Source organism: Halioglobus sp. HI00S01, from assembly GCF_001635445.1.
GTDB lineage: Bacteria > Pseudomonadota > Gammaproteobacteria > Pseudomonadales > Halieaceae > Halioglobus > Halioglobus japonicus.
Map to the genome: position 1 here is coordinate 24382 of NZ_LWEE01000322.1, position 12600 is coordinate 36981.

A 12600-nucleotide genomic window follows, 5' to 3' on the forward strand; every position below is an offset into this window, starting at 1 on the left:
CCTGCGCCGTCTGTCCTGTTATTGACCTGAACGGCACTGTCGCGATCGCGCCTGCGCTGCTCGATATCAGGCGGCGATATTGGCGACACCTCTGCGCAGCTCGGTTACACTGCCTGTGATTTGTTTGGAGAGTCAGATTTTATATGAGCCGTTTTTGGAGTGACCTCGCCAGCCAGTTGACCCCGTATGTGCCCGGGGAGCAGCCTAAAGCAGAGCGCCTGGTTAAACTGAATACCAATGAGAATCCCTATGGCCCGTCACCGGCGGTGCTGGAGGCGATTGCTGGCACCTCTGCGTCGGAATTGAAGCGCTACCCGGATCCCGATTCCAGCGCGCTCAAAGCGGCTTTCGCCGAGCGTGAGGGGCTTACCCCGGAACAGGTGTTCCTGGGTAACGGCTCAGATGAGGTGCTTGCTCACACGTTTCAGGCGCTGCTGAAGCACGACAAGCCGCTGTTATTTCCCGATATCAGTTACAGCTTCTACCCTGTATGGAGTGAACTGTATCAGGTGAACTATCAGCCGGTGCCGCTGTGCGACGATTTCACTATCGACGTAGACGCCTATAGCGCGCCTAATAGCGGGATTCTCATTCCCAATCCCAATGCTCCCACCGGTGTGCTGTTGCCGCGAGAGGACATTGTACGGCTGCTTGGCGCACACCCGGAGTCGGTTGTGGTCATTGATGAGGCTTATATCGACTTTGGCGGCGAATCTGCCACGGCACTGATTGCCGAACATGACAACCTGCTGGTGATTCAGACGGTGTCAAAGTCGCGTTCCCTGGCGGGCATGCGGGTAGGCGCTGCGTTTGGACAGGCGCCGCTTATTGAGGGCTTGGTGCGGGTGAAGGACTCATTTAACTCCTACCCCATCGATGTAGTTGCCCAGCGCGCGACACTGGCGTCGCTGGCTGATGAGGCGTGGTTCAGGCAGTGTTGTGACAAGGTTGTGGCGACCAGGGAGCGCACCGATAAGGTGTTGCGCGATCTGGGATTTGCAGTACTGCCTTCGGCGGCCAATTTCGTATTTGCCCGCCATCCGGGGCACGACGCGGCGCAGATCGTTGCCGCCTTACGCCAGCGGGGCATTATCGTGCGCTATTTCAGTAAGCCGCGAATCGACCAGTTTCTGCGCATTAGTATCGGCACGGACGAAGAAATGGACGAGCTCTTTGCCGCACTGACAGAGATTCTGGCCATGTAGCCACTACCTTTTCGCAGGCCAAAAAAAGCCCCGGACATGGGGCTTTTTTTGGGGGGTGAGGTGCCTACACCTTCTTCAGCACTACGCTGCCGATTGAGTAGCCGGCCCCAAAGGAACACAGCACGCCAAGCTCACCAGCGGCAAAGTCACTGCGATGCTTGTGAAAGGCGATAACGGAGCCCGCTGAGCTGGTATTGGCGTATTCGTCCAGAATCGTCGGCGCCTCCTCAGGACTCGCCTCGCGGCCCAGCACGCGCTTGGAAATCAGTTGGTTCATGCTCAGGTTGGCCTGATGTAGCCACATGCGCTTGAGCTGGTCAGCGGGGATGCCCAGAGCGTCGAGCTGGGTGCTGATCTGCTTGGCAACGGCTGGGCACACTTCTTTGAATACTTTGCGTCCCTCCTGCACGAACAGCTTGTCGGCCTGGTTGATGCCGGATTCGTCGCCGCGATTGAGAAAGCCAAAGTTGTTGCGGATATTGTTGGAGTAAATGGTCTGCAGGACGCTGTCGACGATCAGGTACTGGTGGGCGCTGCTGGCCTGTTCGGCCCGTTCAACAATCACCGCCGTGCACACATCACCGAAAATGAAATGGGAATCGCGATCGCGGAAATTCAGGTGTCCACTGCAGATCTCCGGATTCAGCATTAGCACGCAACCGGCGCTGCCCGCGGCGACCATGTCCCGGGCCTGCTGGATGCCGAAGGTGGCTGAGGAGCAGGCTACGTTCATGTCAAAGCCGAAGCCGGTGATGCCCAGGGCATCCTGGATTTCGACCGCCATGGCGGGGTAGGGGCGCTGCATGTTCGAAGCGGCGACGATGACAGCGTCGATATCAGCAGCGGTTTTGCCGGCCTGTTCCATGGCTTCACGAGCCGCTGCGATAGCCATTTCGCACTGTATGGACGGTGCATCGTCCGGGCGCTCAGGCAGCGAAGGCACCATGCGTTGGGGGTCCAGGATGCCGGATTTGTTCATTACATAGCGCGACTTGATGCCGGACGCCTTGTGGATGAATTCTGCCGAGGAGGGCTGCAGAGGCGCCAGTTCGCCGGCTTCAATGGCAGCGGCGTTGGCGGCGTTATTCGCCTCAACATAGGCATTAAAGGAAGCAACGAGTTCGTCATTGCTAATGGATTCTTGCGGGGTGTAGAGGCCGGTGCCGCTGATGACAATATCGGTCATGCTTCAGGTCCAAAAATTATTGATTGCATATTCTACTCACAAAAAAAGCCGCAGTGCGGCTTTCTTGTTTGGTAATTGTGGGTGCGATTTGCTGTCGCGCTCGCCCCCACATGCCTTAGCGGTCCTCGAGGGGTACGAAGTCGCGCTTGTCGTGGCCGGTGTACAGCTGGCGGGGGCGACCGATGCGGTAGCTGCCGCTGATCATCTCGTGCCAGTGGGCAATCCAGCCAATGGTGCGGCCGACGGCAAAGATCACGGTGAACATGCTGGTGGGAATGCCTATCGCCTTGAGGATGATGCCAGAATAGAAGTCGACGTTGGGGTAGAGCTTCTTCTCAATGAAGTACTCGTCTTCCAGGGCGATTTCTTCCAGGCGCTTGGCGATAGCCAGCAGCGGATCGTTTTCCAGGCCCAGTTCCGCAAGCACTTCGTCGGCGGCTTTCTTCATTACCTTGGCACGCGGGTCGAAATTCTTGTATACGCGGTGGCCAAAGCCCATCAGGCGGAACGGATCACTCTTGTCTTTGGCGCGAGCTACGAATTCGTCGATGCGCGAGACATCGCCGATTTCCTGCAGCATATCCAGTACCGCTTCGTTGGCGCCGCCGTGCGAGGGGCCCCACAGCGCAGCAATACCTGCAGCAATACAGGCGAAGGGGTTGGCGCCAGAGGAGCCGGCCAGGCGTACAGTGGAGGTGGACGCGTTCTGTTCATGGTCGGCGTGGAGCAGGAAAATCTTGTCCATGGCATCGGCCAGTACCGGGCTGATGTTGCTCTTTTCACAGGGTACGCCAAACATCATGTGCAGGAAGTTCTCTGCATAACCCATGCTGTTATCGGGGTACATGAAGGGCTGGCCGATGGAGAACTTGTAGCTCATGGCGGCCAGGGTAGGCATCTTGGCGATCAGGCGGAACGCCGCTACTTGACGGTGCTGCTCATCGGAAATGTCAAGTGAGTCGTGATAAAAGGCGGACAGGGCGCCGACAACACCACACATAATGGCCATGGGGTGGGAGTCGCGACGGAAGCCGTTGAAGAAGTGAGCCAGCTGCTCGTGCACCATGGTGTGGTTGGTGACAGTGTTGACAAACTGTTCCTTCTGTTCTTTCGTGGGGAGCTCTCCGTACAGCAGCAGGTAGCAGGTCTCGAGGTAGTCTGAGTGCTCGGCCAGCTGCTCGATGGGGTAGCCGCGGTGCAGCAGAACGCCCTTACCACCGTCGATGTAGGTGATCTGGGATTCACAGGAAGCGGTTGAAACGAAGCCAGGATCGTAGGTGAACATGCCTTTGCCAGTGAGGCTGCCAACGTCCACAACGTCCGGACCGATGGTTCCGGAGTAGATGGGCAACTCGACTGCCTCATCCATTCCATCGATCGTGAGGGTGGCTTTTTTGTCGCTCATAAGGAAGTCCTGCATTGAGATATCAGTAGGGTGGCCCACTATAGTGATTCAGCACTTTTTGTCAATCAATCAAGGACTAATGTCGCCTATCGTGTGCGCAGTTTGGGCGTAAAATCGGCAAACGGGTTTTTCGATGATCGACGCAGATAGGCGCAAATCGTGAAATTGCCCCACGGGGGGCGACGGGTTTGTAATTGGCGCCCTAAGTCCATATAATTTCGCGCGTTTTGGGCTTGCTGACTGTCTGGGTGGGCGTCCAAAGCTGGCTTCACGCCGTACACATTAATCGTCTTGTGGCGCAACAATGGTATTCAATGTGAAAGACAATCGTCCTGTTAGTCTGGACACCGGTAACCAGCGGATTGCTATCTCCTCCGCGCAACCGTCCTTTTTACTTCGCGTCTATGGCGCTGCTCACCCCGTTCAGGGGACCCAGATCCTCAAGGGTTAAACACTATGTCCGGAATTCGCACAATCTCTTTTGACGGCGTTATCGTCGGCGGCGGCGGCGCTGGTATGCGCGCTGCTCTGCAACTTGCCCAGTCTGGTTACAAGACTGCGGTGATCTCCAAAGTATTTCCCACGCGCTCTCACACGGTGTCCGCCCAGGGCGGCATTACCTGTTCCATCGCCTCGTCTGACCCCAATGACGATTGGCGCTGGCATATGTATGACACTGTCAAGGGCTCAGACTATATCGGTGACCAGGACGCCATTGAGTATATGTGCTCCGTCGGACCCGAGGCCATTTTTGAGCTTGAGCACATGGGCCTGCCGTTCTCACGCACCGAGGAAGGCCGTATCTACCAGCGTCCTTTCGGTGGCCAGTCAAAGAATTTCGGTGAGGGCGGTCAGGCTGCCCGCACCTGTGCTGCGGCCGACCGCACCGGTCACGCGCTGTTGCACACCCTTTACCAGGGCAACATGAAGAACAATACCGTGTTCTTCAACGAGTGGTACGCCACCGATCTGGTGAAGAACCAGGACGGCGCGGTAGTGGGTGTCATCGCTATCTGCATGGAAACCGGCGAAACCGTCTACGTAAAATCCAAGGCGACCGTCTTTGCTACCGGTGGTGCCGGGCGTATCTATGCCTCTACCACTAACGCCCACATTAATACTGGTGACGGTATTGGTATGGCCCTGCGCGCCGGTTACCCCGTGCAGGATATCGAAATGTGGCAGTTCCACCCCACCGGCATTGCCGGCGCGGGTGTATTGGTCACCGAAGGCTGTCGCGGTGAAGGTGGCTATCTGGTGAATAAAGATGGCGAGCGCTTTATGGAGCGTTATGCCCCGAATGCCAAAGACCTGGCCGGCCGCGATGTGGTGGCCCGCTCCATGGTCATGGAAATTATTGAAGGCCGCGGTTGTGGGCCCGAGGGTGATCACGTGTTCCTAAAGCTCGATCACCTCGGCGAAGAGGTGCTTGAGTCGCGTCTGCCCGGTATCTGTGAGTTGTCGCGCACCTTTGCCCACGCAGACCCGGTGAAAGAACCCGTACCCGTGGTACCTACCTGTCACTATATGATGGGCGGTATCCCGACCAATGTTCACGGCCAGGCCCTGACCCAAGACGCCAACGGCAACGACGTGATCATTCCGGGCCTTTACGCCTGTGGCGAAGTGGCCTGTGTATCAGTGCACGGTGCCAACCGTCTTGGCGGCAACTCGCTGCTAGACCTAGTGGTGTTCGGCCGCGCCTCTGGCCTGTTTATCGAGAATGCCCTCAAAGACGGCATTGAGATGAGCGACGCCTCCGAGACCGATATTGAGCAGGCCATGTCCCGCCTCGATAAGCTGAACAATTCCACCGGTGGCGAGAAGGTCGCCGACCTTCGCAAAGAATTGCAAAGCACCATGCAGAACCACTTCGGCGTGTTCCGCAACGGTGAATTCATGGCTGAAGGCATTGAGAAGCTGGCTGACCTGCGCGGCCGCATCGAAAATATTCACCTCGAGGACAAGAGTCAGGCCTATAACACGGCCCGCATCGAAGCCCTGGAGCTGCACAACCTGTTTGAAGTGGCAGAAGCGACCGCGATTACTGCTGAGGGGCGCAAGGAGAGCCGCGGAGCGCATGCTCGCGACGACTTCCAGGAGCGCGATGATGAGAACTGGCTGTGTCACTCCATGTACTACCCCGGCGATAAGCGTGTGGGTAAGCGTGATGTGAACTTTGAACCCGAGACCGTTGAAGCATTCCCGCCCAAGGCACGGACTTACTAGGAGTTTTGATCGATGTTGAATGTAAGTATCTACCGCTATAACCCTGAAGCCGACTCAGAGCCAAAAATGGAGGAGTTCCTGGTAGAGACCGGTGGTAAAGACCTGATGGTGCTCGACGTACTGGAACTGATTAAGTCCCAGGACACGTCGGTTGCCTACCGCCGCTCCTGTCGTGAAGGTGTTTGTGGCTCTGACGGCCTTAACATGAACGGCAAGAATGGGTTGGCGTGCATTACGCCGCTATCTGAGACTGTGAAGAACAACAAACTTGTTATTCGCCCGCTGCCCGGCCTGCCGGTGGTTCGCGACCTGGTGGTCGATATGACGCTGTTCTACAGCCAGTACGAAAAGGTTCAGCCCTACCTGCTGAATGAAACTGAAGCACCTGGTATTGAGCGCCTGCAATCACCCGAAGAGCGCGAGAAGCTCGACGGTCTGTACGAGTGTATTCTGTGCGCCTGTTGTTCTACCTCCTGCCCCTCATTCTGGTGGAACCCCGACAAGTTTGTGGGCCCCTCCGGCCTGCTGCAGGCTTATCGTTTCCTGGCGGACAGCCGCGATACCGCTACCCGTGATCGCTTGGCCAACCTGGACGATCCGTTCAGTGTATTCCGCTGCCACGGCATTCAGAACTGTGTAAACGTGTGTCCCAAGGGTCTGAACCCGACCCGCGCCATCGGGCATATCAAACATATGCTGCTCTCTCGCAACCGCGCATCCTGATATCGCGCCAATCAGTGACCGCCTTTGTGGCATAAGTCACTGTAATAGAGAGCTATTTGTGTTTTAGTGTGCCGCTGCCGATGCAGCGGCACATTTTTTTATGGGGCTGGACCTTGGGTCTTATCGGCGACCTTGGTCAGTCACTGCTAAACTCTGGATATATCTGCCCAATGACGGGCATTAACCTCCTCTCCGGAAGGGCTGAAATGCAAGAGAGCTCAATGGAACTCCTATGGCGGAGTTCTCATATTGCTGGTGGCAATGCCACCTATGTAGAAGACCTTTACGAGTCCTATCTCAAGGACCCGAACGGCGTGCCTGAACAGTGGCGCGAATATTTTGACAAGTTGCCCCGGGTGGAATCCGATCACACCCAGATTGAGGACATACCCCACTCAGTCGTGCGCGATCGTTTTGCCCAGATCAGCAAGATGCGTGTACGCACCGAAGCCACCGTGCAGCACGATTCCCAGGCCACCGAATACGAGCGCAAGCAGGTTCGCGTGGTGCAGCTGATTTCCGCCTACCGTCAGCGCGGTCACCAGAAGGCGGACCTCGACCCACTGGGTATTGCGGAACGCGAACATGTGCGCGACCTCGAGCTGTCCTTCCACGAGCTGTCTGAAGCCGACTTCGATACGGTCTTCCAGACCGGCAGCCTGCACATCGGCAAAGCGGATGCCACCCTCGGTGAAATCCACGATGCCCTTGAACGCACCTACTGTAAGTCCATCGGGGCTGAGTTTATGCACATCGTTAACACCGATGAGCGCCACTGGATTATGACCCGCATGGAGTCAGTGCGCAGCGCGCCTGATTTTGGCGCCGAGGTTCAGCTCACGCTGCTGCGTCGCCTGATCAAGGCAGAGGGCCTGGAGAAGTCACTGGGGTCGAAATATCCCGGCACCAAGCGCTTTGGCCTAGAAGGCGGCGAGAGCCTGATTCCCATGCTGGCCGAGATGATCCAGCGCTCCGGCAGCTACGGTGTGCAGGAAATTGTGATCGGCATGGCCCACCGCGGGCGCCTGAATGTACTCGTAAACACCTTCGGTAAGAACCCGGCAGACCTGTTTGACGAATTCGAAGGTAAAGCCGAGTACGAGAGCTCTGGCGACGTGAAGTACCACCAGGGTTTCTCCTCCAACGTGATGACCTCTGGCGGCGAGGTGCACCTGGCCCTGGCCTTTAACCCCTCACACCTGGAGATTGTATCTCCGGTAGTGGAGGGCAGTGTGCGAGCACGCCAGGAGCGTCGCAACGATACCGACGGCGACAAGGTCGTGCCGATTGTGATTCACGGCGACGCTGCATTCGCCGGCCAGGGTGTGGTCATGGAAACCTTCCAGATGTCCCAGACCCGCGCTTACAAGACCGGTGGCACGATTCATATCGTACTGAATAACCAGGTGGGCTTTACCACCAACCGTCGCGAAGATGCACGCTCTACTGAGTACTGCACCGACGTAGCGAAGATGGTTCAGGCGCCGATTTTCCACGTTAACGCGGACGACCCCGAGGCGGTGCTGTTTGTCACCCAGATGGCGGTGGATTATCGCACCGAGTTCCAGAAGGACGTGGTCATCGATCTTATCTGTTACCGCCGTCGCGGTCACAACGAAGCGGATGAGCCCTCGGTGACCCAGCCGCTCATGTACCAGACCATTCGCAAGCACAAGACCACTCGCGACCTGTATGCCGCCAAGTTGATTGGCCAGGGTGTTTTGAGCAAGGAAGAAGACGATTATCTCGTCAACGGCTTCCGCGATTCACTCGACCGGGGCGAGCCGCTGGTCAGTAGCCTGGTGTCAGAGCCTAACAAGACCCTGTTTGTCGACTGGTCGCCCTATATCGGCCACACCTGGACCGATGAGGCAGATACTACAGTGGATATGCAGCGGCTGCAGACCCTGGGTCAGGAGATCAACGCAGCGCCGGAGAATTTTCCGCTACAGCGCACCGTCAACAAGATTATTGAAGACCGGCGCAAGATGGCCGCCGGCGCAGCGCCTGTTAACTGGGGTTTTGCGGAAACCATGGCCTATGCAACGCTGCTCGAGGACGGCTATCCGGTTCGCTTGACGGGCCAGGATGTGGGGCGCGGCACGTTCTCGCACCGCCACGCAGTACTGCACAATCAGAAGGATGAAAGCTGCCACGTGCCGCTGCAGCATATCGATGAATCCCAGGCGCCTTTTGTGATTCACGATTCACTGCTGTCTGAAGAGGCGGTGCTGGCTTTNGAATATGGCTATGCCACCACCATGCCCAAGGGCCTGGTCATTTGGGAGGCGCAGTTTGGTGACTTCGCCAACGGCGCCCAGGTAGTAATTGACCAGTTCATTACCTCTGGCGAACATAAATGGCAGCGCCTGTGCGGCCTGACCATGCTGCTGCCTCACGGCTATGAGGGGCAGGGCCCCGAGCATTCGTCGGCGCGTCTTGAGCGATTCCTGCAGCTGTGTGCGGAACACAATATTCAGGTGTGTGTGCCCAGTACGCCAGCCCAGGTATTCCATATGCTGCGCCGCCAGGCCATCCGCCCGCTGCGCAAGCCGCTCATCGTCATGTCGCCGAAGAGCCTCCTGCGGCACAAGGAAGCGATCTCCACCCTGGAAGATCTGGCCGAGGGCTACTTCCATAACGTGCTGGACGAGACCGATGATCTGGACAAATCCAAGGTAGAGCGCGTGATTATGTGCAGCGGCAAGGTTTATTACGACCTGCGCGCAGCGCGTCGCGAGCGCGAAATCGACAATATTGCGATCATCCGCATTGAGCAACTGTACCCGTTCCCTGAGCAGGACCTCGTAGAAGTACTGGCGCAGTACCCGAACATCAAGGACGCGGTCTGGTGTCAGGAAGAGCCCATGAACCAGGGTGCCTGGTACTCCAGCCAGCACCACATGCGCCGAGCCATGTTCAAGCACAAGCAAGACGTGTACCTGCACTACGTCGGTCGCGACAGTTCAGCGTCACCGGCGGCGGGTTACATGGCCCTGCACCTGGAACAATTGGAAGCATTTATCAACAAAGCCCTGGCGCCCGAGACGCCCTGGGAACACTAAGCGCGAAGGAAAAGAGATGGCGATTGAAATCAAGGCACCGGCCTTTCCCGAATCCGTAGCAGACGGCGAAGTAGCCGCCTGGCACAAGCAGGAGGGTGAGGCTGTTTCTCGCGACGAGCTGATTGTCGAGATCGAGACAGACAAGGTAGTCATGGAGGTGGTAGCACCGGAGGACGGTGTTATTACCAAGATCCACGCTCAGGAAGGCGATACCATCGAGTCTGAGCAATTGCTGGCGAGCCTGGAGCAGGGTGCTGCTGCGTCCGCGCCTGCGGCCGCCGCGAGCGACGCACCTGCCGAAGCTGCCGCGCCGGCGGAAGCTGTCGAAGACCTCGCTGCGCTGCTGGGCCCGGCTGCGAGGCAGCTGGTTGAAGAGCATAAGCTCGATATCTCCCGCATAACTGGTACCGGCAAGAACGGCCGTATTACTAAAGAAGATATTCTCATGTACATAAAAAGTGGCGATGCCGCTGCTGCCAGTGCGCCTGCCCCGGCCGCTGCTCCTGCGCCTGCCGCAGTNCCCGCCACGCCTGTTGCGCCCACAGGCGAGCGGATCGAGAAGCGCGTGCCGATGACCCGCATGCGCGCCAAGATTGCCGAGCGCCTGCTCAATGCCACTCAGGAAACCGCGATGCTGACCACCTTTAACGAGGTGAACATGGCGCCGATGATGGCTCTGCGCAGCAAGTACAAGGAGCAGTTCGAAAAGACCCATAACGGTACGCGCCTTGGCTTTATGGGCATGTTTGTGAAGGCCGCCTGTGAGGCGCTGAAGCGATTCCCCGAGGTCAATGCGTCGATTGACGGTAACGACATTGTTTATCACGGCTACCAGGATATCGGTGTAGCGGTATCCACCGAGGGTGGCCTGGTGGTACCGGTGCTGCGAGACGCTGACTTTATGAGCGTGGCTGACGTGGAAGCAGCCGTCAAGGATCTTGGACTGCGCGCACGCGACAACAAGCTGACGATTGAAGATATGACCGGTGGCACCTTCACCGTGACCAACGGTGGCGTGTTCGGCTCATTGATGTCGACGCCTATTCTCAATCCGCCGCAGACCGGCATTCTCGGTATGCACAAGATCCAGGAGCGCCCCATGGCAGTTAATGGCGAAGTGGTGATTCTGCCCATGATGTATCTGGCACTGTCTTACGATCATCGTCTGATCGACGGCAAGACAGCGGTACAGTTCCTGGTGGCGATCAAGGATTTGATTGAAGATCCTGCGCGTATCCTGCTGCAACTGTAATTCTAATGATTAAATGGCCCCGCCGCGGCGGGGCCTGACCTGGACTTGATACGAGAAAACAAATGTCTGAGAAATTCGATGTAGTGGTAATTGGCGCGGGCCCCGCAGGCTATGTGGCTGCAATCAAGGCGGCGCAACTGGGGATGTCCACCGCCTGTGTCGAGCAGTGGCTCGATGACAAAGGCAAGATCAAGCTGGGCGGAACCTGCCTGAACGTCGGCTGTATTCCCTCCAAGGCACTGCTGGACTCCAGCCACAAGTTCCACGAAGCAAAAGCTGACTTTGGCCTGCACGGCATTTCCGTGGGTGAAACGGCGATCGATGTGCCCGCCATGCTGGCGCGTAAGGAAAAGATCGTCGGCCAGCTGACCGGCGGTGTGGCCGGCCTGTTTAAGCACAATGGCGTTACCACCCTGCAGGGCACCGGCAAGCTGCTCGCCGGTACCAAGGTTGAGGTGACGGACAAGGACGGTAACGTCCAGGTCGTAGAAGCGAGCAATGTGATCATCGCGGCCGGTTCACTGCCCATCAACATCCCCCCTGCGCCGGTAGACGGTGACGTCATCGTAGATTCTACCGGTGCTCTGGAATTCTCCGAAGTACCCAAGCGCCTCGGTGTCATCGGCGCCGGTGTGATCGGCCTGGAGCTGGGCTCGGTCTGGGGCCGCCTCGGCGCCGAGGTTGTGGTACTGGAAGCGCTGGACGATTTCCTGCCCATGATGGACCAGCAGATTTCCAAGGAAACGGCCAAGATTTTCAAGAAGCAGGGCATGGATATTCGCCTGGGTGCGCGAGTGACCGGCACCGAGGTCAAGGGCAAAGAAGTGGTCGTGTCATACAGCACTGCCGATGGTGAGCACAGCGAAACATTCGACAAGCTTATTGTCGCAGTCGGTCGTCGCCCGCGTTCAGAAGAGCTGTTCAGCTCCGATTCCGGCATTACACTCGATGAGCGTGGCTTTATTTTCGTCAACGACTTCTGTGAGACAGAAGCCCCCAACGTCTACGCGGTAGGCGATGTCGTGCGCGGCCCGATGCTGGCGCACAAGGGATCGGAAGAGGGCATCATGGTCGCCGAGCGTATTCACGGCAAGCCAGCCCAGATGAACTACGATTGCATTCCGTCGGTGATTTACACCCACCCTGAGGTTGCTGCCGTCGGTAAGACCGAGCAGGAACTCAAGGCCGAAGGTGTACCTTACAAGGCGGGCACCTTCCCGTTCGTGGCCAATGGTCGCGCACTGGCCTCCAACGACTCCGATGGTCTGGTCAAGCTCCTGGCCCACGAAGAGACCGACCGTATCCTGGGTTGCCATATTGTCGGCCCTTCAGCGGCTGATCTGGTCCAGCAGGTGGTCATCGCCATGGAATTCGGCTCCAGCGCAGAAGATCTGGCGCTGACGGTGTTTGGTCACCCGACCCTGTCAGAGGCGGTACACGAAGCTGCACTGGCTGTGGATGGTGGGGCGATTCATATCGCCAACAGGAAGAAACGCAAGTAGAATTCGCCCGCGCACGTAACAATAAGACCAATC

8 protein-coding genes are annotated in these 12600 nt (G+C 57.7%); 6 read left to right on the forward strand and 2 right to left on the reverse strand.

The annotated features are described in order from the left end of the window. The first annotated feature begins 143 nt into the window (after window positions 1-143). On the forward strand, window positions 144-1205 hold the full coding sequence (hisC, locus tag A3709_RS19820; protein WP_066058763.1) for a histidinol-phosphate transaminase: 1062 nt from the start codon (window positions 144-146) through the stop codon (window positions 1203-1205). 64 nt (window positions 1206-1269) lie between these two features. Here hisC and A3709_RS19825 read toward each other — a convergent pair whose 3' ends face one another. Next, complete coding sequence (locus A3709_RS19825; RefSeq protein WP_066058767.1) at window positions 1270-2391, reverse strand: beta-ketoacyl-ACP synthase III; 1122 nt, start codon at window positions 2389-2391, stop codon at window positions 1270-1272. Between the two features lie 115 nt (window positions 2392-2506). Then, complete coding sequence (gene gltA / locus A3709_RS19830) at window positions 2507-3796, reverse strand: citrate synthase (RefSeq protein WP_066058770.1); 1290 nt, start codon at window positions 3794-3796, stop codon at window positions 2507-2509. A 456-nt stretch (window positions 3797-4252) separates the two neighbouring features. Between gltA and sdhA the strand changes: the two genes are divergently transcribed. From sdhA to lpdA, 5 genes are all read left to right on the forward strand, one after another. After that, a complete protein-coding gene (gene sdhA, locus A3709_RS19835; RefSeq protein WP_066058773.1) occupies window positions 4253-6025 on the forward strand; it encodes a succinate dehydrogenase flavoprotein subunit in 1773 nt (590 codons plus the stop codon). 12 nt (window positions 6026-6037) lie between these two features. Then, on the forward strand, window positions 6038-6748 hold the full coding sequence (locus tag A3709_RS19840; RefSeq protein WP_066058776.1) for a succinate dehydrogenase iron-sulfur subunit: 711 nt from the start codon (window positions 6038-6040) through the stop codon (window positions 6746-6748). Window positions 6749-6969: 221 nt separating this feature from the next. After that, window positions 6970-9813 carry a 2-oxoglutarate dehydrogenase E1 component gene (locus A3709_RS19845; protein ID WP_082850256.1) on the forward strand — a complete coding sequence of 948 codons (2844 nt, stop codon included), beginning with the start codon at window positions 6970-6972 and terminating at the stop codon, window positions 9811-9813. A 16-nt stretch (window positions 9814-9829) separates the two neighbouring features. Further along, window positions 9830-11065, forward strand: coding sequence for a 2-oxoglutarate dehydrogenase complex dihydrolipoyllysine-residue succinyltransferase (odhB, locus tag A3709_RS19850; RefSeq protein ID WP_066058784.1), 1236 nt, complete (start codon window positions 9830-9832; stop codon window positions 11063-11065). A 62-nt stretch (window positions 11066-11127) separates the two neighbouring features. After that, window positions 11128-12567 (forward strand): dihydrolipoyl dehydrogenase, encoded by a 1440-nt coding sequence (gene lpdA, locus A3709_RS19855; RefSeq protein ID WP_066058787.1) that lies wholly within the window; start codon window positions 11128-11130, stop codon window positions 12565-12567. Window positions 12568-12600 lie beyond the last annotated feature (33 nt).

What these genes read in the sequence shown, in the direction of transcription:
- hisC (WP_066058763.1), top strand. Translation starts at nt 144, where the DNA reads ATGAGCCGTTTTTGGAGTGACCTCGCCAGCCAGTTGACCCCGTATGTG.
- A3709_RS19825 (WP_066058767.1), bottom strand. Translation starts at nt 2,391, where the DNA reads ATGACCGATATTGTCATCAGCGGCACCGGCCTCTACACCCCGCAAGAA.
- gltA (WP_066058770.1), bottom strand. Translation starts at nt 3,796, where the DNA reads ATGAGCGACAAAAAAGCCACCCTCACGATCGATGGAATGGATGAGGCA.
- sdhA (WP_066058773.1), top strand. Translation starts at nt 4,253, where the DNA reads ATGTCCGGAATTCGCACAATCTCTTTTGACGGCGTTATCGTCGGCGGC.
- A3709_RS19840 (WP_066058776.1), top strand. Translation starts at nt 6,038, where the DNA reads ATGTTGAATGTAAGTATCTACCGCTATAACCCTGAAGCCGACTCAGAG.
- lpdA (WP_066058787.1), top strand. Translation starts at nt 11,128, where the DNA reads ATGTCTGAGAAATTCGATGTAGTGGTAATTGGCGCGGGCCCCGCAGGC.